Origin of the sequence: Streptomyces sp. ISL-100 (assembly GCF_018614615.1) — a bacterium.
GTDB lineage: Bacteria > Actinomycetota > Actinomycetes > Streptomycetales > Streptomycetaceae > Streptomyces.
This window is the reverse complement of the sequence record NZ_JAGGOK010000035.1, coordinates 18,283-38,174: the sequence shown is the minus strand read 5'-3', so window position 1 is coordinate 38,174 and position 19,892 is coordinate 18,283. Positions and strand designations below refer to the sequence as shown.

Here is a 19,892-nt window from a genome sequence, read left to right as displayed (position 1 = left end):
GCTCCTGGGTGGGATCGTCTGCGGGTGTGGCTGCCCAAAGCTATCAACGCCACCGGAGTCCTCCTGGTTCCAGTAGCCCCCTGGGGGATGGCGCCGGGGACGGACCGGGGCAAAGCTGTGCGCCAGGAGGTGGATGCGCATGGGCATCGAGGATTACGGCGGTGGGCAGGGCACTCAGTCCGACGTACTGGTGGTGACCACGAATGACGCACCTGGATACCGGGTGGACCGGGTGATCGGCGAGGTCTTCGGTCTGACAGTCCGCTCGCGTCACTTGGGCAGCCAGATCGGCGCCGGGCTGAAGTCGATGATCGGCGGCGAACTCAAGGGGCTCACCAAGACGCTTGTGGAGACCCGCAACCAGGCGATGGAGCGGCTCGTCGAGCAGGCCAGGGCGCGTGGTGCCAACGGCGTGCTGATGATGCGTTTCGACGTTACCGACGCGGCCGATGTGGGCACTGAGGTGTGCGCCTACGGCACGGCGGTCGTCCTCTCCAAGGAGTGACAGCAGGCTTGCGTACGGTCCCGGGACGCCTCCGGGGCCGTACGCGAGCCGTATCTCTCGCCGCGCGCTACGCGTGGCGGGTGGCGGGTGACGGGTGGCGTTGGCCAGGATCGCCTCGCGCAGATAGGCGGCCAGGACGGGCTTCGCCGCGGTGCCCTGCGGGCACAGGGTCCGCCCCGAGTGGCCGACTACCCGGGAAAGCGGACCGGATAGCCGGGGTTCAGGAAAAGTGAGGCGAACGAGCGGGGGCCGTGGCGGTGGTCGAGCCACGCCGACAGTCCGGTGAGAGAGCCGGACAGTGTTGCCCGCAGCACGGCCGTGTGCAGGTCGGCTGCCTCGTCCCGGCCGACGTCGGCGAGGAACCGGCCGTAGCGGGCGTTGACGGACTCCTGATACTTCCCCATCGATTCCAGGAAGGCCGCTGCCGGCTCTGTGGGGGCGTGGGTGGCGCGGTGCGCTGGTCGCGAGAGAGCGGCGGTGTCGGTGGCGGTGAGGGTTCCGGTCACGTCCCGGAACACGTAGGCGGTCATGCCTTCCGAACGCGTGATGTCCAAGCGGCGGGCGATCTGCCGGGCGATGGCGCGTGCCTCTCGATCGCAGGCACCCTCCATGACCACGCCGAGATTGCGGGTGGTCGGCGACCCGGCAAGGTCAGGCGCCGAGTAGGTGCGTCCGTCGTAGCGGCGAAAGTTCACGCCGTACTGCGTCCGTACGATCTCGTCGCCTCTGAGCCGGTAGCTGCGGAACGAGCCATAGTGCAGGCAGTCGTGCGCGTATGCCCGCAGCAGGTCGAGCGCGGCTAACTCCGGGTCCGCTGGCAGACCGGAGGAAAGCGGTCCCGACACCGTGATCAGGGCGCGCATCTGCAAGTGCCGGTAGCCCTGGTTCGGGTGGTGGAATCCGCCGTACGCCCCTTCCCGCTCGGAGCGGGTACCGACCATGACGCGGTCAAGGGGCAGTGGCCGACTCAGTCCGAGAGCTGCGTACCGGCTACGCAGCAACGCGAGTCCATCTCGGAGGGGACGGGAGCCCATCCCGGCCGCGCTCCAGTCGGTCAAGACTTGGGGCAACGGCCGGAACGTCACCTGTGGGTGCTGGCTGGCGAGGCTGTCCGTACTGCTGCGCAGCTCGGCGAGTTTCGCGGCGAGCCTTACCGCGTCGGCCTCGCCAGACAGGTGCTCATTTGAGTTACCGCCATCGTGATTCCTGCTGGTCAGTAGGGCTGGTGTGGCATCTGGCCGGAGTGCTCGTGCTGGTCGGGGTGGAGATCGGTAGCATGTGATCGTCCGTCAGGGGTGCCCTCCGGGGTTTCTGCCCGGAGAGCTTGGGCTGGTGCGTAGGTTCGCGGCGGGAGGGATCTTCATGACGGATGTGCTGACGTGGATGATCGAGCGGCGCCTTGAGCTGGCGGAACGTGCCGAACTGCTGCGCAAGGAGCTGGCCGGGATCGAGGCGGAGGTGGCCCGGCTGGAGGCCGCCGAGATGGTGTTCGGGCAGTAGGCCGATGTAACCGACGGTGGGCGCCGGTCGTCGGGAACCGTGGAGCCGGAGCGGATCGTGGCGGGGCCGCATCTACCGTCCAGTCCTAAACCCACAGGTTAATCTCCGGTAGGACGTTAGCCGCGAGGGCTGTTCACCTTGGCTGCGGAGTCGATGGTTGCGGAGCCGATACGGGAGCCGTCGGCACTGTAGACGCCGACCATGCTGGTCTCGGTGCTCTTATCGGGCCATGAGGTCCACTCATCGATGAGCGCCGAGATGTCCTGATTGCTCGGGGTGCCCTCGGCGGTGGTGACGAGATAGGTGTACGGCCGGTCACCATCGACGGTATCGATGATGTGGGTGACTTCCAGACGGAGGGGGCCCCCGTCTGTTGCGGATGCCTTGGTGAACCGCTTGGCTGCGTCCTGGTTGGCCGGCTCATCGTCGGAGGGTTGCGACGGGAGGGGCCCGACACCTGGTTCGTGCAGACGGTGCTCGACCACGGCGGCCGGATCGAGGTTGTGCTGCCCGCCGAGCAATACCGCGCCGATCTTCCGGACTGGCACCACCCCACGTACGACGCGCTGCTACGCCGAGCGTCGTACGTGCATCGGACGGGCCTTGACGGCTCGGGCTCGCACGCACACATGGCGGGTAGCGAACTACTCGTCGATCAGATTGACGTGCTGGTCGCGGTCTGGGACAGACAGCCAGCCCGGGGCCACGGCGGTACGGCGGACGTCGTCACCTACGCCGAGGGCAAGGGCGTTCCGGTACGCGTGCTCTGGCCAGAGGGGGCGACTCGGGATTGACGCTCCCGCGCTCCGACCTCGTCGTAGTGGTGCAGTGTGCGCACCGTCACGCCGGCGACCTGTCCAACGGATTGACATCCTCGCCCCCGTTCACGACGCCGTTGGGCCCAACGGCGTCGTGAACGGGGGCGATTCTCTCCCTGGCGTCCGTCGTGACGGTTCGCCTTGAGGTGGGTTCCTGGTTCCTCCCCGCCATCGGTGGGGGTTGCGCACTGTGCCGGGACAAGTCCTGGTCTTACCCGTGCTCCGCAGGCGTTTACTCGCACCGTTACCGGCGTGAGGCCCCATGCCCTGGGGTGGATGATGCTGCTCTATGCGGCTGCGGCCCGTATCCGGCGGCCTTCGTATTTCACGTTCTTGCCCGCGTTGTGGTCCCGGTCGTGCCGGGTCCCGCACTGGCGGCAGGTCCAGGCGCGGATGTGCAGGGGTTTGGGTCCGTCGCGGTGTCCGCATGCGGAGCACACCTGGGAGGACGGGAACGTCCGGTCCACCTTGGTGAGGGTGCGCCCGTACCTGGTCGCCTTGTAGTCCAGCATGTTCACAAACGCGGACCACCCCGCGTCGTGCACGGACTTGGCCAGGCGGGTGCGGGCCAGGCCCTTCACGCACAGGCTCTCCACGCTGATCGTTTGGTTCTCACGGATCAGCTTGGTGGACAGCTTGTGGTGGAAGTCTCTGCGCGCGTCCGCGACCTTCGCATGCGCCCGGGCGACTTTGACGCGCTGCTTGTCCCGGTTCTTCGAGCCTCTGGCCTTGCGGGACAGGCAGCGCTGCTGTCGTTTGAGTTTCTTCTCCGCCCGGCGCAGGAACCGCGGGGACTTCACCCGGGACCCGTCCGCCATCACGGCGAAGTGGGTCAGCCCGAGGTCAATTCCCTGATCTCCGGTGGTGGGCGGCAGCATCTCGTTGGCCGGATCGGTCTCCACCACGAAGCTCGCCCAATACCGGCCGGATGCGTCCCTGATCACCGTCACCGTGGACGGCACAGACGGCAGCGACCGTGACCAGCGCACCCGCACCGGGCCGATCTTCGGCAGGATCAGCTTCCCACCCGGCGTGATCGACCAGCGTGCGTTCGCGGTGAACCTGACAGCCTGCCGGTTGTCCCGCTTCGACTTGAACCGGGGCTCGCCGACCTTCGGCCCCTTGCGAGTGCCTTTGATGCTCGCGAAGAAGTGGGAATACGCGGAATCCAGGTCCCGCAGGGACTGCTGCAGAACCACGGCAGACACCTCCCCGAGCCAGGAGCGCTCGGGGGTTGCCTTCGCCTCGGTGATGAACCGCTTCGACAGCTGGGCCGACTTCGGATACGGCAGGCCCGCAGCATGCGCGTCCCTCCGCGCCCGGAGACAGTCATTGAACACCACCCGCGCACAGCCGAACGCCCGGCTCAGCGCGATGCGCTGCCCGGGGCTCGGCTCGATGCGAAAGGCGTAACGAAGCTGCACAAACGCGACCGTACTACCGTCGGTTTACGGGTGAATACGAATGGATCGGAACTGGCAGACATTGTGCATCCTGTTGCATGCGCACTTGGTTTTCGTGACCAAGTACCGCCAGAACGTGTTAACCGAAAACGCGACCGCGCCCGGGTTCCACCTCTCAGCCCGTCAATTTCAGTGGCTCAGCCGCCCGAACCTCCGTACCGCCAGTGGGAAGAACACCGCCACCAGCACCACCGGCCACACCACCGCCAACAGCCCCGCGTGTTCCGCGGGCCACGAGTTCCCGGCCGCCGCGGGGTTGCCGAAGAGGTCGCGTACCGCTGTGGCCGTCGCCGACAGCGGGTTCCATTCGACGACGGCGCCGAGCCAGCCCGGCATCGATTCCGCAGTCGCGAAGGCGTTGGAGAGGAAGCCGACCGGCCAGACCAGGACCTGCACCGCCTGGACCATTTCCGGCTTGCCCGCGACCATCGCCAGCTGGATGCCGATCCACAGCATCGCGAAGCGGAGCAGCAGCAACAGCCCGATCGCGCCCAGGAATCCGAGCACCCCGCCGTGCCAGCGCCAGCCGATCGCGTAGCCGACGGCGACCATGACCGCCAGGCCGGCCGCCGACTGGAGCATGTCCGCGACCGCGCGCCCCACCAGTACCGCCCCCGAGGCCATCGGCATCGAGCGGAACCGGTCGATGACCCCCTTGTTGAGGTCCTGGGTGACCGCGAGCATCGTCGCCTCCAGGCCGAAGGCCATGGTCAGCGCCAGCATGCCGGGCACCAGGAAGTCGACGTAATCGCCCGACACCCCCTTGCCGCCACCGACCAGGAATCCGAACATCAGCAGCAGCATCACCGGGAAGACCAGGCCGACGATCACCCGCACCGGCTGCCGCGCCCAGTGGGCGAGTTCGCGCCGCGTCATCGTCCAGGAATCGGTGACCGCCCACCCCACAGCCGCGCCCGCGCCGCTCATGCCGCAATCTCCTTCGTCTCGCCGGATTCGCCGGTCTCCTTCGTAAGGTGCAGGAACACCTCGTCGAGCGTCGGCCTGCGCAGCGCGATGTCCTGCGCCTCGATCCCCGCCGCCTCCAGCGCCCGTACGATCCGGGTCAGCGCCGCCATCCGGTCCGCCACCGGCGCGCTGATCCGCCGCCGGTCCACGTCCGTCTCCGCGTCCGGGCCCATCAGCGCGGCCGCCGCGCCCAGTTGCCCTGCGTCGTGCAGCACCACGTCGATCCGGTCGCCGCCGACCTTGCCCTTCAGCTCGTCCGGCGTTCCCTCGGCGACGGCCCTGCCCCGGTCGATCACCGTGATCCGGTCGGCCAGCTGGTCGGCCTCCTCCAGATACTGCGTGGTGAGCAGTACGGTCGTACCTCCCCCGACCAGCGACCGCACCGCGCCCCACACCTCCGCGCGCCCGCGCGGGTCGAGCCCGGTCGTCGGCTCGTCCAGGAACAGCACCTGCGGGTCCGTGATGAGCGAGGCGGCCAGATCCAGCCGCCGCCGCATGCCTCCGCTGTACTTCCCGACCGGCTTGCTCCCCACGTCGGCGAGCCCGAAACGCTGAAGCAGTTCGTCGGCCCGTGCGCCCGCCCGGCGCGCTCCCAGGTGGTACAGCCGGCCGAACATCTCCAGGTTCTGCCGCCCGCCCAGCTCCTCGTCCACCGCCGCGTGCTGCCCCAGCAGCCCGATCCGCGCCCGCACCTCGCGGGCCTGCGACCGTACGTCGTACCCGGCCACCTCCACCCGTCCCGCGTCGTGCCGCAGCAGCGTGGCCATGATCCGGACGATCGTGGTCTTGCCCGCGCCATTCGGCCCGAGCACGCCGTGCACCGTGCCGCGCCCCACCACCAGGTCCAGCCCGTCCAGGGCCCGCTTCTCCCCGTACCGCTTCTGTGCTCCTTGGACGACGATCGCCGCGTCGACGTCAGCCAATGACATCCATCTCCTCCGAAGGCATGTAGTCAAACTTGACTACGACGCCAAAGGTAAACCCGCCACCACCATTCGTCAAACTTGATTAGCTGGCGTACGGATTCTCCTGGCCCTCTGCCAGCACTCCCACGAAGGGCTCGCCGCCCTCACCCGCGAAGGTGTACGCCCCGCCCTCGATCCGGGAGATGAGGCCGCGCGTCCACTCGGCCCCCGCGTCCGCCGAGTGGACCCACATGTTCATGATTTCGCCGATGTGACCGATCGACTCCGGCCCGTCCTCCGGCGTGTAGTACTCGGTGACGGCCGACCGCCACCCCTCCAGCCCCCGCACCCGCTCCTTTAGCAGCTCGACCGCCTCGGACCGCTCCAGGTCGACGATGAAGCCGATCCCCGCCGACAGCACGTCCATCTTCTGGTCGTACGTCGTCAAGGCCTCGCGGAGCAGCCCGAAGTACTCCTCGGTGCCCTTCTCCGTGACCTCGTACTCGGTCCTCGGCGGACCGCCGACCGTGCTCGGCGCGATCTCGTGGGCGTGCAGCAGTCCCTGCTTGGCCATCTGCTTCAGCGCGTGATAGATCGACCCGGGCTTGGCGTTGGACCACTCGTGGGCGCCCCAGTACTCCAGGTCGTTGCGTACTTGATAGCCGTGCGCGCGCCCGTGCTGACGGACGGCGCCGAGGACCAGCAGCCTGATCGCTGACATCGCCGCACCCTCACCCTTTCACCTTCTACTCAACTTTGATTAGAGAGTAACGGGTGCGGCGAGGAGGAAAGATCAGCCCCAGGTCTCGCCGCGCTCCAGCGCCACCAGCTCGAACGCCGTCTTGCCGTCCAGGCTCTCGCGGATGATGTCGGCGTGGCCGGAGTGCCGGGACATCTCGGTGATCAGCCGGAGCAGCAGCCACCGCATCGAGACCCGCTCCGAGTCGGGGAACCACGGCTCGTCCGGCAGCGGGAAGGTGTCGTCCAGGCTCGGCACCGACCGGATGAACTCCTCGGTCTGCTGCGCGACCTTCTCCCAGTACGCCAGCCGGCTCTCGACCGTCTCGTCACCGACGAGCCGGAAGGTCTCGTCCCAGTTCTCCTCGGACCGCTGCACCTCCGGCGCGACCTGCTTCGCCCGGGACAGCCAGCCCTGCTCCACCTCGGAAACGTGCTTGAGGAGCCCGGACAGCGACAGCTCGCTCGCACTCGGCTTCGTCGCGGCCAGCTCGTCCGTCAGCCCGAGCAGCGCCCGCCGGATGCCGCCGCGCTCGGCGTCCAGGAAGGCCAGGAGCGCGCCACGCTCGTCGCCGCGGGCCTCTGCGTTCACGTGTGCGACCATGATGTCCGCCTTGTCGTCGTCTCGTCGTCGAACTGACAAGAGCTACGCTACGAACCCTTGCGGACAGAGGCTGTCCGCAACTCTCCGGTCAGAACGGAAACTTCGTCCGCCCGTGCTGCACGGAGATCCACTTCTGCGTGGTGAACGCCTCCACCGCCGACTCCCCGTTCAGCCGCCCGATCCCCGACGACTTTTCGCCGCCGAAGGCCACCTGCGGTTCGTCCTGGACCGTCGAGTCGTTGATGTGGATCATCCCGGTCTCGACGCGCTTCGCGAAGCGCACGCCCCGCTCCAGGTTCCCCGTGTGGACCGCCCCGCTCAGCCCGTACTCGCTGTTGTTGGCGATCCGTACGGCCGCGTCCTCGCCGTCGAACGGGATCAGCAGGACCACCGGACCGAAAATCTCCTGCGCCAGGATCGGAGAGTCGGCCGGCAGCCCGCTCAGTACGGTCGGCTCGACCAGATTGCCGCGCGTAGACCCTCGTACGAGCGCGGTCGCGCCCTCGGCGAGCGCCTGCTCCACCAGCCCCGTCAGCGCGTCCGCCTGGAACGTGTTGATGACCGGCCCGATGTGGGTCCTGGCGTCGGCCGGGTCGCCGGTCACCAGGGACCGTACCTTCGCTACGAACTTCTCCGTGAACTCCGCCTCGACCGAGCGGTCCACCAGGATGCGGTTGGCGGCCATGCAGACCTGCCCCTGGTACACGAAGCGGCTGAAGACCGCGGCGTCCACCGCGTAGTCGATGTCCGCGTCGTCCAGGACGACCAGCGCGCTGTTGCCGCTCAGTTCGAGCACCGCGCGCTTGAAGTGGCTCGCGGCGACGGCGGCCACGTGCCGCCCCACCTTGTCGGAGCCCGCGAAGGAGATCACCTTCGGCACCCGGTGCTCTATCAGCGCGTCACCGATCTCCGCGATGTCCGTGATCAGCACATTCAGCAGCCCGGCGGGCAGCCCCGCGTCCTCGAATATCTTGGCTATCAGGCCGCCGCCGACAACAGGCGTGTTCTGGTTCGGCTTGATCACGACCGCGTTGCCCAGCGCCAGCGCCGGGGCGACCGACTTGAGCGTCACCAGGAAGGGGAAGTTGAAGGGGCTGATGACACCGACGACACCGACGGGCAGCCGGTAGACGCGGTTCTCCTTGCCCTCCACCGGCGAGGGCATGATGCTCCCCTCGGGCCGCAGCGCGCTCTGCATCGCCTCGCGCAGGAACTCCTTGGCGAGATGAACCTCGTACGCCGCCTTCAGCCGCGTACCGCCGAGCTCGTCGATGATCGCCTCGGTGATCTCGTCCTCGCGGTCCTGCGTGATCCGCAGGGCGCGCTCCAGGACGTCCCGCCTCTTGTACGCACTCGACGCGGCCCAGGCCGGCTGCGCGCGCTCCGCCGCCAGATAGGCCTCGTCGACCTCGTCCACCGAGGCCACCGTGATCGCGGCGAGCTTCTCCCCGTTGTACGGGTTGAAGTCGATGATGTCCCACGAGCCGCTGCCGGTCCGCCACTCGCCGTCAATGTACTGATGGGCCAGGTCGGTGAAGAAGGACATGCGATCCCTTACTGCAGGGTGAGCAGGTGCGGACTCCTGATAAAACCTCATCCTACTGGCGGGTTACGTGAGTTGAAGCAGTCCGCGCAGCACGTCCCGGGATTCCGCCGCGCTCGGACTGTCCTTCTGGAGCCGCTCCATCACCCGCTGGTACTGGGCGACTTCCTCGCGCTTGTCCAGGTAGAGCGCGCTGGTGAGCTGCTCCAGGTAGACGAGGTCCGAGAGGTCCGACTCGGGGAACTGCAGCATCGTGAACGCGCCGCTCTCCCCCGCGTGACCGCCGAAGCTGAACGGCATGACCTGCAGCGTGATGTTCCGCTGCTCCGACACCTCTATGAGGTGCTGCAACTGCCCCCGCATCACGGCCCGGTCGCCGTACGGACGGCGCAGCGCCGCCTCGTCGAGTACGGCGTGGAAGTGCGGCGCGCGCTCGGACACGAGCACCTTCTGACGCTCCAGGCGCAGCGCGACCCTGCGGTCGACCTCCGCCGCGCTCGCCTGCGGCATGCCGCGGGAGACGACGGCGTGCGCGTAGCTCTCGGTCTGCAACAGTCCGTGTACGAACTGGACTTCGTAGATCCGGATGAGGGAGGCGGCACCTTCCAGTCCGATGTACGTCTGGAACCAGCCAGGCAGCACATCGCCGTAACTGTGCCACCAGCCCGCCACGTTGGCCTCCCGCGCCAGGCTCAGCAGCGACTCGCGCTCCGTGCCGTCCGTGACGCCGTAGAGCGTCAGCAGGTCCTCGACGTCCCTGGCCTTGAAGCTCACCCGTCCCAACTCCATGCGGCTGATCTTCGATTCGGATGCGCGGATCGAGTAGCCGGCCGCCTCGCGTGTGACCCCACGCGACTCACGCAGCCGCCTGAGCTGGGATCCCAGCAGGATGCGCCGCACCACAGAGCCGCTCGACTCGCCTGCGGTCACTTCTCCAGCCCTCCCGAGTCCGACAGTTCAGTAGCGGAGCGCCGTCCCCCAGGTCTCCGAGAGGCGCAGTCTGCCATTAAAACGCTTCACCCCGTACTCATCCGATTACGGAAATGGCAAGAGCTGTACAAGTCACCAAAAGAGGTGGTGGGAAGAAATGAGCAAGAACCGGCACGGGGTCGGACAGGTCCGGCGCGTGCACGTGCATCTGCCCTTGCATCTGCCGTACGCATTCGGAACCATGGTCCGCGCGCACCTGCATGCTCTTTCGTGCTGACGCCGTACTACCGCCGCATCGCTACCGCTGTATCGCAACGACCGCGAATCCCGGGAGTGCCTCGCATGGGGACGAATGGATCGACCGTGCTCGAGCCGTTCGAGCCATTAAGGCAGGGGCTTCCCCCCATCGACCCCGCAGAGGTCTCCAGCTCAGCCTCCTGCGCGCTGCCTCCCAGGTACGAAGCGGTGCGCGGAGCCCGCCAGTTCACCAAGTCCACGCTGGCGCAGTGGGAGCTCGGCGACTGCTTCGACGATGTGGCCCTGGTCGTCTCCGAGCTCGTCACCAACGCGCTGCGGCACGCGCTGCCGGCCGACACCCCGCGTACGAGCGAGCAGGACCCTCCCGTACGACTGCACCTGATGCGCTGGACCTCGCGTCTGGTGTGCGCCGTGCGCGACCCCAGCCACGAGAGCCCGGTGACGCGTGAGCCGGACAACTTCTCCGCCGAGTCCGGACGTGGCTTGTTTCTGGTGGATTCATTCAGCGACAGCTGGGGATGGCACCCGCTCGCCGGGACGCTGAGCGGCAAGGTCGTATGGGCGCTGTTCCGCCTCAGGAGCGAACAGCAGTAACCGAGAGTAGGCGGGTGGCGGACCGGTTGATTCCGGTCAGCCGCCTGCTGTCAGGTGGTCGAACTCGCCGTCCTTGATGCCGAGCAGCATCGCCTCGATCTCGGCAGGTGTGTAGACGAGTGCGGGCCCGTCCGGGTGTCGCGAATTGCGGACTGCCACATTCCCGCCCGGCAATTTGGCAAACTCCACACACGACCCCTGTGAGTTGCTGTGCCTGCTCTTCTGCCAGACCACCCCGTGAAGCTCTGTGGCCGCCATGCCGTTGTACGCGTGGTGCACAGGTCGCTCCCGGAAAGTGCAGATGTCAACTGCCCCGGATCATAGCTTTGTTCACTTGTGGATGCATGGGCAGATGCACGTGCACGCCGGGTGCTCTCCTGATTACAGAACTTCCGATCAGCGCGAGGAGTAGGGCAACAGGGCCATCTCCCTGGCGTTCTTGATGGCCCGGGTCAGCTGCCGCTGCTGCTGGGCCGAGACCCTTGTCACACGACGGCTCCGGATCTTCCCGCGATCCGAAATGAATTTCCGCAGCAGGTCGGTGTCCTTGTAGTCAATGTACGTAATCTTCGCCTCGTCCAGCGGATTGGGGCGGGACTTGAGCGGCTTACGAGGATCTTTACCTCGGGACAGGCGGGACATCAGGCCTCCAGAAGGGAATCAAAAGCGGGCGGCAGGAGCTTCCACGCATCACGCCCCGCCGCGTATTCGGCATCGGTCAACAAGCAGGATTCGAGGAGCTCTTCGAGCCCGCCGCGGTCGAGTCCCGGTGAAGTGAAGACCAGGTGCTGGCAGCAGTCCCCGTGCTCCGGGTGCCAGTCGAGCGCGGCCGCGGCCCGGCGTACGGGCGGGACCATTTCCCAGGCGGCGTCCGGCAGCGATGCCAGCCACGGCCCCGCACTCTCCACACACAGCGCACCGCCCGCCGCGTCCCACGCCATCAGCGTGTCCGGCCGGTCCGCGAGCCAGAACCGCCCCCGGCTGCGGGCGGCCGCGCAGGTCAGGTCCTCCAGCGCTTCGTAGAGCCGCTCCGGATGGAAGGGGCGGTTGCGGTGCCACACCAGCGTGCCGACGCCCTTGTCGTCCGCGTCCTGCGGAAGCAGCGCGCACGCCGGGTGCTGGCGGGCCGCCGCGGCCTCTATGTCGAAGCCCGCGAAGGCCGCCTCGGCCAGCTCGCCGGAGGCTGCCTCGACCCGGCGGGCCGTCGGATGCAGCTGCGCGAGGAGCGCGTCGTCCTGCTCGTCCGCCTCCTCGCTGTCCACCACGGCGAGGACCGGGGCGTACTCCAGCTGCCGTGCCCACGTGTCCGCGACCGTGCGCTGGTCGGTCGCGGCCGCCGCCAGCCCGGCCTCCGCCAGATCGTCGCCGCAGCCGAGGTAGGGCAGCAGCAGTGCGGGGTCGACGGCCGTCATGACGGCGGTCAGGTCGAGTACGTCCCCGCCGTGCGCGACGACGACCTCGGCCATCGCCTTGGGCTCGACCGAGTCCCACAGCTCGACGACCGCGAGCCGGGTGAGGCCACTGTCGGCCAGCCGCTCAAGCTCCGGCACCAGATCTTCGCGCAGGGCGCAGCACGCGCAGTCGTTGACGAGCGGCGCGTCGCCCGACGAGCTCTCGCCGTGAGTGTCGCGCACTGTGCGGCGTACCGTTCCTTCGGCCGCGGTCGAGAGGTCGTGATGCAGGGCGACGCTGCCGGGGACCCGGCGCAGCAGTTGCTCCACGACCTCCTTGCGTGCGTCGGAGTGCAGGCCGCCGACGATGACGACCGGCAGCTTCCCCTTCTGCGTCACTACTTCGCTCCGTAGCGGCGCTCGAAGCGCTCCACGCGGCCCGCCGTGTCCAGTACACGCGCCGTGCCCGTGTAGAAGGGGTGGCTCTGCGAGGAGATCTCGACGTCGACGACGGGGTACGTACGGCCGTCCTCCCACTCCACCGTCTTGTCGCTGGTCATGGTGGAACGGGTGAGGAAGGCGAAGCCGCCGGCCTTGTCGCGGAAGACGACGTGGCCGTACGACGGGTGGATTCCGGGCTTCATGAAGTGATGCCCCTTTCTGCTCTGGTCGCTACTGCTCGGTCAGCGCTCTTCGCGGAAGTCGACGTGCCGACGGACGATCGGGTCGAACTTGCGGAGCGTCATGCGGTCGGGGTCGTTACGGCGGTTCTTGCGGGTCACGTACGTGTAGCCGGTCCCCGCCGTGGACCTGAGCTTGATGATCGGGCGGACTTCGTTGCGTGCCATGTGGTTAGTATATGGAAATGGTTCCCATTATCAAAGAGGAGTGATTGACCTTGTCCGCCCACTGCCAGCTGACCGGCGCCCAGCCGGGATTCGGCAACAACATCTCCCACTCGCACCGGCGCACCTCGCGCCGCTTCGACCCGAACATCCAGCGCAAGCGCTACTGGCTGGCCAGTGAGGGGCGCCATGTGCGGCTCGTACTCAGCGCCAGGGCGATCAAGACCGTCGACCTGATCGGCGTCGAGGCGGCCGTGGCCCGCATCCGCGCGCGGGGAGTGAAGGTCTGATGGCGAAGAAGAGCAAGATCGCCCGCAATGAGCGGCGCAAGGTCGTCGTCGAGCGGTACGCCGAGCGGCGGGCGGAACTGAAGGAAATCCTCCGCAAGCCCGGAACGGGCGAGACCGAGCGTGCGGCGGCGCTGGCGGAGTTGCGCCGTCAGCCGCGTGACGCGAGTGCGACGCGCGTACGAAACCGGGACAGTGTGGACGGCCGGCCCCGGGGCCACCTCAGGAAGTTCGGGCTGTCCAGGGTGCGGATGCGGGAACAGGCGCATGCCGGTTTCCTCCCCGGCGTACGCAAGTCCTCCTGGTAGCTTGGCGCGTTCCGACCTACCGAGACTGGGGAGTCCGGCGTGCGTGAGCTTGTACGTACCACCGTCGCGGCGGCGGCCGTCGCGGCCGCCCTCGTACTGACCGGCTGCAGCAGCGACAGCGGCGGCAGCACGGGCGGCGACAAGGGCAAGGGCGGCAGCGGCACCGGGCAGAGCAGCGCTCCGCCCGCCGGGGACCAGGGGGCGTCGGCGGACGTCTCCGGGTCCTGGGTCGCGACGACCGACGGCAAGATCGTCATGCTGGTCATCCAGGGTTCCGACGCGGCTGTCGCGGGCGAGCACGTCTGCTCCGGCAGGGTCGCCAGGGACGCCAAGGTGACGCTGAAGCTGAAGTGCCCAGACGGCAACGCCGACCGTACGACCGGGCTTGTCACGCCGGGCGCGGGCGGCGACACGATCACCGTGAAATGGGGTAGCGGGATCGTGGACTCCTACAAGAAGTCCACCGTCGGCGACAAGCTGCCGGAGGGCATTCCCACCGACCTGCCCAAGCTGCCGGGTTCCTGACGTACTGACTTACGTTTCGGATCGTACGAGGCCGCGGCTCCTCACGGGGCCGCGGCCTTCGTCGTCCACGGAATCAGCGGGTCACGCCGGGATGGCGCGGCATCGTTGCCCGGTCCGCGGCGGCCGTGCCGTGTTCCCAGCCCGCGTGGTCGTTGACGCCCCGTACCCGCGTCGACGTCGTCTGCGGGAACATCCGCTCCGCGCGGTCCTCCACCGCCACGTCCCGCGCCGCCAGCACCGGCAGCAGGGAGCCGCCCGCCTCCTCGGTGACGTGTTCCGTCGCCTCGGACAGGCGGTGGCCGACCCGGCTGGCGTACGCCGTCAGGAACGCCTGGCGGAAGGCCTTCGTACGCTTGCGGCCGCCTGCTCGCTGGGCCGCCTCCGCCCGGGTCATCGCCGCCGTGCCCTGCACGAGGAGCGAGGTGTAGAGCAGCTCGACGGATTCCAGGTCGGGTTCGAAGCCGACGACCGTGGAGAAGCCGAGGCCGCTGTTCCACACCGCGCGGCAGCGGTTCGCGGAGGCGGCGGCGTCGAGCAGGACCGCCTTGGCCGTCTCGTACGGCGCGTCGACGCCGATCCGGCACGCGACCGGCACGTCACCGGTGTGCCCCTGGGCTGCGAGCAGCGCGGCGTCGATGCTGTGGCGCGCCATCAGCTCCTGCGCCTTGGTGGTGAGGGCTTCCGCCTCCTCCGGGTAGTCCGTCGCCTCCGCCTTGGCCAGCAGCGCGCGGATGCGGGTGAGCATGCGCGGCTCGTCGGGGGTGGGTGAGTGCGGGCGTACGTGCACGGGCTCGCCCGGGGGCGGGCCCACCGGCTCGATCGCGGGAAGCCGGACGAGGAGGCGGAAGAGTTCGAGGAGTGATGTGGCGAGCGAGAAGCGGTCCGCTCGCTCGCGGGCCGCGAGCGCGTCGGCGTAACTCTCGTCGCTGCCCCACCACGGTTCCGTCGCCTCCAGGTCGCGGAGCTGGGTCTGCCAGCGGGGGGCCGTGGCGGCGTACCTGCGGTTCTCTGCCGCGATCAGGTCCACGGTGAGGCGTACGTGGCGCTCGTCCAGGTCGCGGCGGACCATGCGTACGACATCGGCGGGCTGCCAGCCTCGCTCCCAGGCGCGGCGTACGAACTCCTCACCCCGGCGCAGGAGTTCGCGGCCCGCTTCGGCCCAGGGGGCGGCGGCTATGAGCGAGGCACCGAGGTCCAGGCCGGCGTTGCCGTCGGCGGCGTACACGGCTGCCGCGACGGCCTTCTCGATCTGCTCCATCAGCGGATTCCCGAGTCCGGGTTGGCCGCGTCCCATGCGCTGCGGCAGTCGGCCATCGCCTCCCGGTGGTCCAGGGACCAGACCGACAGGGCCTTGAGCACGTGAGTGAAGGAGTGACCCATCGGCGTCAGCTCGTACTCGACCTGCGGCGGAACCGTCGGGTGGACGGTCCGCGACAGCAGGCCGCGCTCCAGGCGCCGGACGGTCAGGGTCAGCATGCGCTGCGAGATGCCGGGCAGGGCGCGCTGGAGCTGCCTGAACCGACGGACACCGGCGGCCAGTTCGACCACGACCAGGACCGACCACTTGTCGCCGAGCCGGTCCAGTACGTCGCGGATTCCGCAGTCCTCCTGTGATTCGTCACAGCTGATCACGGGGTCGGTGGTTACTTCCGTGTGCCCCACTGACATCAATGTGCCTCCTTACGCGATCGCGCGCCGCCACCGACGATGGTCCCAGTTACCAAGAGGAACCACGAACGCGGGGAGAGTCATTCCATGTCGAAGATCCTGGTCACCGGCGCATCCGGCGGCCTCGGGCAGCTCGTTTCACAGCGCCTGGCGGGCCGCGAGGACGTAGTGCTGGGTACGAGGAACCCCGCTCCTGGGGGCCGCCGTATCGACTTCGACGACCCGGCGTCCCTGCTCGAGGGCTTTTCCGGGATCGGGACGCTGCTGCTGATCTCCGCCGGGGAGGGGGAGGACGACGTCGTCATCGCACGCCACGAGGCGGCGATCTCCGCTGCCGAGGACGCGGGCGTACGGCACATCGTCTATACGAGCCTGTCGTCCGACGGTGACCACCTGCCGTACGCGCTCGCGCACCGCTGGACCGAGCGGCGCCTGCGCGGGAGCAGCCGGCTGGAGTGGACTGTGCTGCGCAATGGGCTGTACGCCGAGTTCCTGGCCTACATCGCGGCGCCCGGCCCCGACGGGCGGATCACCGCACCGCTGGGCGACGGCCGACTCGCCGCGGTGGCACGGGAGGACCTGGCGGAGGTGGCGGCGCGGGTCGCGGTGTCGGCGGCGTCGCATGCGGGGCGTACGTACGAGCTGACCGGGGAACGGGCGCTGGGCGGCGTGGACTTGGCGGCGGCTCTTTCCGTGCCGTACGAGCCGGGGAGCCTGGCGGCGGCGAGGGCGGCGATCGCGGCGTCGGGCAATGCCACCGCCTTCCAGGTGCCGATGCTGGTGGGGACGTACTCCGCTGTCGCGGGCGCCTTCATGGACGGGGGCGAGGGTAAGGAGAGCGAGCTTGCGCGGCTGCTGGGGCGGGCGCCTCGGTCGGCGCTGGATGTGTATGTGGAGGCGGTAGGCCACCTGAGCAGGTAGGGCCAGCCATACCCCAGGAGTCGGCTCGGGGGTCGTGCCCGGGGGGCCGCGGCGCGGAAGTCTGGGCACATGCTCACACCGGCCGTGCGGCTGACCGCACTCCACAGGACATACGGCGAGGTCAAAGCCCTCGACGGGGTCGACATCGACTTCGGCAGTGGGACTTTCACCGCCGTCATGGGGCCTTCGGGTTCCGGCAAATCCACGCTGCTGCAGTGTGCGGCGGGGCTCGACCGGCCCACCTCCGGGACGGTCACCGTCGGCGGCACCGAGCTGGGCGGGCTGAGCGAGCGCAGGCTCACTCTGCTGCGGCGGGACCGGATCGGCTTCGTGTTCCAGGCGTTCAACCTGCTGCCCTCGCTGACCGCCGCGCAGAACGTCTCGCTGCCGCTGCGGCTGGCCGGCCGGCGCCCGTCGCGTACGGAGGTACGGGCGGCACTCACCCGGGTCGGCCTCGGCGGGCGGGCCGGGCACCGGCCCGCCCGGATGTCGGGTGGCCAGCAGCAGCGGGTGGCGATCGCGCGGGCGCTGATCACGCGGCCGGCGGTGCTGTTCGCGGACGAGCCGACGGGGGCTCTGGACTCCTCGACCAGCCGTGATGTGCTGGTGATGCTGCGGGAGTTGGTGGACGCGGAGGCGCAGACCATCGTGATGGTGACGCACGATCCGGTGGCCGCTTCGTACGCGGACCGGGTGGTCTTCCTGGTCGACGGCCGCGTCGCGGACGAGGTCCGTTCCCCCACCGCCGAGCAGGTCGCGGCCCGGATGACCGGTCTGGAGCGTACGCCGTGCTGATCGTCGCTCTGAGTACGCTGCGCAGTCGCTGGGCCACTTTTTCCGGCAGCTTCGTGGCGCTGGCGATCGGCGTCAGCCTGACCACGATCATGGGGCTCGGCCTCGCCTCGACCTTGGACCCGCCGGAGCGCGCGCCCGAGCGGTTCGCCGCGTCGCCGGTGGTGGTGATGGGGATGGACCGGCTGACGGTGGAGGTGGAGCGGGGGCCGGGCACGGCATGGGTGTCGAAGAAGCTGGAGCATCCGGGGTTGGTGGACGCGCGGCTGGTGGGTGAGTTGCGGAAGCTGGGCCCTGTGGTGGTGGACTCCGCCGGTGATGCGGTGGACGCGGTGGGGGTGGACGCTCCGGTTGAAGCGGTGCGGCGGGTTGCCGGGGAGCGGGCCCGGGTCCTGACCGGGGACGAGCGGCGGCTCGCCGATCCGTGGGTCGAGCAGGACGCCGAGGCGCTGGTGGCGGTGAATTCGGCGCTGGGGACGGCCGGTGGCATCACCACCTTCGTGTCGGTCTTCGTCGTCGCGTCGACGTTCGCCTTCGCCGTCGCGGTGCGCAGGCGCGAGTTCGGGCTGCTGCGGACCGCCGGCGCCACGCCCGGCCAGCTGCGGCGGCTGCTGCTCACCGAAGCCGCCGTGGTGGGTGTGCTCGCGGGTGGTGCCGGGTGCCAGTTGGGGGTGTGGGGCGCGCCCCGGCTGGCCCGCGCCATGGTGGACGGCGGGCTGGCGCCGGAGTGGTTCGCCATCGGCGACGAGTCCTGGCCGCTGCACGCCGCCTTCTGGACGGGGCTGCTGGTGGCGCTTGCCGGGGCCTGGGCCGCGTCGTGGCGGGCCGGGCGCATCGGCCCCGCCGAGGCACTGCGCGAGTCGTCCGTCGACAGCGCCGCGATGCCGCTCGGGCGGCGGCTGCTGGGGTACGGGCTGCTGCTGGCCGGGGTCGGCCTGCTGGTGTGGTCCCTCGCCACCGACCCTTCCGACCTGCTCAAGCGCAAGACGTACACCACTCAGCCCATGGTCCTGATCGTGGCTGTGGCGCTGCTCGCTCCCCTTCTCGTACGTCCTGTGGCGCGCGCCCTGCCGCTGCCGGGGGCGATCGGGATGCTGGTCCGCGAGAACACGGCCGCCTCGCTGCGCCGTACCGCCGCCATTGCCGCGCCCGTGCTCATCACGGTGGCGCTCGCGGGTTCGCTGCTCGGGTCCGCCGAGACGATCACGGCGTCGAAGGCGGGGGAGGCGCGGGCGCGGACGGCGGCGGATCTGGTGGTGACGGGAGATAGGGGCGGACTTCGAGTCGGTGGCGGCCGGGTGGCGGGTGCGACGCTCTCGCCGTCGGCGTCCACCGCTGTGTACGTACGGGAGGAGCGCAGCGCGCTGATCCGTTCCGACGCGCGCGCGGTGACCGATCCGGCGGCGCTGGCGGAGGTCGGCCGGCTGCCGGTGGTCGCGGGCGATGTGCGGGATCTGGACGACCGGTCGATCGTCGTCAACGAGGAGTGGGAGCGGCCTGTGGTGGGCCGGCAGGTCGATGTGTGGCTCGGCGACGGGCGCGCGGTGACGCTGCGGATCGTGGCAGTGCTGGCGGAGGGGACGGGGGACAACGGTGCGTACGTCACCGCTGCGAACGCGCCGTCGGCGCCGGTCGACCGTATCGACGTAAAGCTGTTGGAGGGGGCGGAGGCGGGGGCCGTCGCCGCCGCGCTGGGCTCGATGACCGGGGGGCAGGTCGCCACGGTCGACGACTGGCTTGCGGCCAGCCATCCTCGGACGAGTTCGACGACCCGCAACGGGCTGTGGCTGGTGCTGGGCATCGCCCTCGTCTACACGGCCATCGCGCTGGCCAACACGCTTCTGATGGCCAACTCGGCCCGGTCGGCGGAGCTGAGCTCGCTGCGGCTGAGCGGCGCGACGCGGGCGCAGGTGCTGTGGGTCGTCGCGGGCGAGTCGCTGTTCGCGGTGGCGATCGGCGCGGTGCTGGGAGCGGCGGTGTCGGCGGTCAGCCTGGCGGGGGTGGGGGCGGCGCTGGGCGGCTTGTCGGTGCGGGTGGTGGTGGCTGTGCCGTGGGTGGAGGTGGGGCTGGCGACAGGGGCGTGCGCGGTGGTGGCGGCGCTGGCGGGGGTGCTGACCTGCCCTTGGGCTCGCGCCGACCGCTGAAGGCCGGGGCTCGCTGCGCCGGCTTTTCCCCACCCCGCCCCTTCCTGAACTGGGGCAAGCCTCAGACCCCGGACGGGCTGGATATGGCTCCCGCACCCCTTGAGCCCTCCGGCGCTTGAGGACCGGGGTCTGGGGCAGCGCCCCTCACGGAGCCGCAGAATGTTGCAGCGGGAAGGGGCGGGTAGGG

24 protein-coding genes and 2 pseudogenes are annotated in these 19,892 nt (G+C 69.3%); 10 read left to right on the top strand and 16 right to left on the bottom strand.

Annotated elements, in window-relative coordinates:
• The first annotated feature begins 139 nt into the window (after window positions 1-139).
• A complete protein-coding gene (locus tag J7E89_RS15525; RefSeq protein ID WP_214973904.1) occupies window positions 140-505 on the top strand; it encodes a YbjQ family protein in 366 nt (121 codons plus the stop codon).
• Between the two features lie 188 nt (window positions 506-693).
• On the opposite strand, the gene J7E89_RS15520 is transcribed toward J7E89_RS15525, so the two are convergent.
• Entirely contained in the window at window positions 694-1,446 is a 753-nt protein-coding gene (locus J7E89_RS15520; protein ID WP_251060593.1) for a hypothetical protein, read from the bottom strand.
• 421 nt (window positions 1,447-1,867) lie between these two features.
• Here J7E89_RS15520 and J7E89_RS15515 point away from each other — a divergent pair, with 421 nt between their 5' ends.
• Entirely contained in the window at window positions 1,868-2,005 is a 138-nt protein-coding gene (locus tag J7E89_RS15515; protein WP_214973899.1) for a hypothetical protein, read from the top strand.
• Between the two features lie 116 nt (window positions 2,006-2,121).
• On the opposite strand, the gene J7E89_RS40900 is transcribed toward J7E89_RS15515, so the two are convergent.
• Window positions 2,122-2,490 (bottom strand): hypothetical protein, encoded by a 369-nt coding sequence (locus J7E89_RS40900; RefSeq protein WP_251060609.1) that lies wholly within the window; start codon window positions 2,488-2,490, stop codon window positions 2,122-2,124.
• Here J7E89_RS40900 and J7E89_RS15510 point away from each other — a divergent pair.
• Window positions 2,449-2,799, top strand: a pseudogene (locus J7E89_RS15510) (hypothetical protein); the annotation flags it as partial. The gene J7E89_RS40900 and the pseudogene J7E89_RS15510 sit on opposite strands and share 42 nt — an antisense overlap.
• Before the next feature lie 212 nt (window positions 2,800-3,011).
• On the opposite strand, the pseudogene J7E89_RS15505 reads toward J7E89_RS15510, so the two are convergent.
• The 7 genes and pseudogenes from J7E89_RS15505 to J7E89_RS15475 all read right to left on the bottom strand — a co-directional run.
• Window positions 3,012-4,247 (bottom strand): annotated as a pseudogene (locus J7E89_RS15505) (RNA-guided endonuclease InsQ/TnpB family protein); the annotation flags it as partial.
• Window positions 4,248-4,415: 168 nt separating this feature from the next.
• Window positions 4,416-5,213, bottom strand: a complete 798-nt coding sequence (locus tag J7E89_RS15500; protein WP_214973897.1) for an ABC transporter permease — start codon at window positions 5,211-5,213, stop codon at window positions 4,416-4,418.
• Window positions 5,210-6,181: an ATP-binding cassette domain-containing protein gene (locus J7E89_RS15495; protein WP_285439243.1), complete on the bottom strand. Its 972-nt coding sequence runs from the start codon at window positions 6,179-6,181 to the stop codon at window positions 5,210-5,212. The genes J7E89_RS15500 and J7E89_RS15495 overlap by 4 nt, the downstream gene beginning before the upstream one ends.
• 79 nt (window positions 6,182-6,260) lie before the next feature.
• Entirely contained in the window at window positions 6,261-6,878 is a 618-nt protein-coding gene (locus tag J7E89_RS15490) for a PadR family transcriptional regulator (protein ID WP_214973895.1), read from the bottom strand.
• A gap of 72 nt (window positions 6,879-6,950) precedes the next feature.
• Window positions 6,951-7,499 carry a DinB family protein gene (locus J7E89_RS15485; RefSeq protein ID WP_214973893.1) on the bottom strand — a complete coding sequence of 183 codons (549 nt, stop codon included), beginning with the start codon at window positions 7,497-7,499 and terminating at the stop codon, window positions 6,951-6,953.
• An 88-nt stretch (window positions 7,500-7,587) separates the two neighbouring features.
• Window positions 7,588-9,045, bottom strand: a complete 1,458-nt coding sequence (locus J7E89_RS15480; protein ID WP_214973891.1) for an aldehyde dehydrogenase family protein — start codon at window positions 9,043-9,045, stop codon at window positions 7,588-7,590.
• Window positions 9,046-9,108: 63 nt separating this feature from the next.
• Window positions 9,109-9,972, bottom strand: coding sequence for a helix-turn-helix transcriptional regulator (locus J7E89_RS15475; RefSeq protein ID WP_214973888.1), 864 nt, complete (start codon window positions 9,970-9,972; stop codon window positions 9,109-9,111).
• 342 nt (window positions 9,973-10,314) lie between these two features.
• Here J7E89_RS15475 and J7E89_RS15470 point away from each other — a divergent pair, with 342 nt between their 5' ends.
• Window positions 10,315-10,824: an ATP-binding protein gene (locus tag J7E89_RS15470; RefSeq protein ID WP_214973886.1), complete on the top strand. Its 510-nt coding sequence runs from the start codon at window positions 10,315-10,317 to the stop codon at window positions 10,822-10,824.
• Window positions 10,825-10,860: 36 nt separating this feature from the next.
• Here J7E89_RS15470 and J7E89_RS15465 read toward each other — a convergent pair whose 3' ends face one another.
• The 5 genes from J7E89_RS15465 to rpmG all read right to left on the bottom strand — a co-directional run bounded on the left by J7E89_RS15465 (window position 10,861) and on the right by rpmG (window position 13,063).
• Window positions 10,861-11,103: a DUF397 domain-containing protein gene (locus J7E89_RS15465; protein WP_189715548.1), complete on the bottom strand. Its 243-nt coding sequence runs from the start codon at window positions 11,101-11,103 to the stop codon at window positions 10,861-10,863.
• 117 nt (window positions 11,104-11,220) lie between these two features.
• Window positions 11,221-11,457 carry a 30S ribosomal protein S18 gene (rpsR, locus tag J7E89_RS15460; RefSeq protein ID WP_214974012.1) on the bottom strand — a complete coding sequence of 79 codons (237 nt, stop codon included), beginning with the start codon at window positions 11,455-11,457 and terminating at the stop codon, window positions 11,221-11,223.
• A gap of 8 nt (window positions 11,458-11,465) precedes the next feature.
• Window positions 11,466-12,614 carry a GTP-binding protein gene (locus J7E89_RS15455; RefSeq protein WP_214973884.1) on the bottom strand — a complete coding sequence of 383 codons (1,149 nt, stop codon included), beginning with the start codon at window positions 12,612-12,614 and terminating at the stop codon, window positions 11,466-11,468.
• A complete protein-coding gene (locus J7E89_RS15450) occupies window positions 12,614-12,859 on the bottom strand; it encodes a type B 50S ribosomal protein L31 (RefSeq protein ID WP_214973882.1) in 246 nt (81 codons plus the stop codon). Before J7E89_RS15450 ends, J7E89_RS15455 begins: the two co-directional genes overlap by 1 nt.
• A gap of 39 nt (window positions 12,860-12,898) precedes the next feature.
• Window positions 12,899-13,063 carry a 50S ribosomal protein L33 gene (gene rpmG, locus J7E89_RS15445; RefSeq protein ID WP_214973880.1) on the bottom strand — a complete coding sequence of 55 codons (165 nt, stop codon included), beginning with the start codon at window positions 13,061-13,063 and terminating at the stop codon, window positions 12,899-12,901.
• Between the two features lie 50 nt (window positions 13,064-13,113).
• Between rpmG and rpmB the strand changes: the two genes are divergently transcribed.
• The 3 genes from rpmB to J7E89_RS15430 are packed head-to-tail and all read left to right on the top strand — an operon-like array spanning window position 13,114 to window position 14,180.
• Window positions 13,114-13,350, top strand: a complete 237-nt coding sequence (gene rpmB, locus J7E89_RS15440) for a 50S ribosomal protein L28 (RefSeq protein ID WP_214973879.1) — start codon at window positions 13,114-13,116, stop codon at window positions 13,348-13,350.
• On the top strand, window positions 13,350-13,655 hold the full coding sequence (gene rpsN / locus J7E89_RS15435; protein ID WP_214973878.1) for a 30S ribosomal protein S14: 306 nt from the start codon (window positions 13,350-13,352) through the stop codon (window positions 13,653-13,655). The genes rpmB and rpsN overlap by 1 nt, the downstream gene beginning before the upstream one ends.
• Window positions 13,656-13,694: 39 nt before the next feature.
• Window positions 13,695-14,180: a hypothetical protein gene (locus J7E89_RS15430; RefSeq protein WP_214973877.1), complete on the top strand. Its 486-nt coding sequence runs from the start codon at window positions 13,695-13,697 to the stop codon at window positions 14,178-14,180.
• Window positions 14,181-14,253: 73 nt separating this feature from the next.
• Here the strand turns inward: J7E89_RS15430 and J7E89_RS15425 are convergent, their stop codons facing one another.
• Window positions 14,254-15,438: a DUF2786 domain-containing protein gene (locus tag J7E89_RS15425; RefSeq protein WP_214973876.1), complete on the bottom strand. Its 1,185-nt coding sequence runs from the start codon at window positions 15,436-15,438 to the stop codon at window positions 14,254-14,256.
• Entirely contained in the window at window positions 15,438-15,848 is a 411-nt protein-coding gene (locus J7E89_RS15420; protein ID WP_214973875.1) for a helix-turn-helix domain-containing protein, read from the bottom strand. The genes J7E89_RS15425 and J7E89_RS15420 overlap by 1 nt, the downstream gene beginning before the upstream one ends.
• A gap of 87 nt (window positions 15,849-15,935) precedes the next feature.
• Between J7E89_RS15420 and J7E89_RS41820 the strand changes: the two genes are divergently transcribed.
• The 3 genes from J7E89_RS41820 (at window position 15,936) to J7E89_RS15405 (ending at window position 19,705) form a co-directional block, all read left to right on the top strand.
• A complete protein-coding gene (locus J7E89_RS41820) occupies window positions 15,936-16,769 on the top strand; it encodes an NAD(P)H-binding protein (RefSeq protein ID WP_214973873.1) in 834 nt (277 codons plus the stop codon).
• A gap of 69 nt (window positions 16,770-16,838) precedes the next feature.
• The gene (locus J7E89_RS15410) at window positions 16,839-17,564 is read left to right on the top strand and encodes an ABC transporter ATP-binding protein (RefSeq protein WP_214973872.1); all 726 of its coding nucleotides are present in this window, start codon (window positions 16,839-16,841) and stop codon (window positions 17,562-17,564) included.
• Window positions 17,558-19,705, top strand: a complete 2,148-nt coding sequence (locus J7E89_RS15405) for an ABC transporter permease (RefSeq protein ID WP_308315487.1) — start codon at window positions 17,558-17,560, stop codon at window positions 19,703-19,705. Before J7E89_RS15410 ends, J7E89_RS15405 begins: the two co-directional genes overlap by 7 nt.
• Window positions 19,706-19,892: the final 187 nt, after the last annotated feature.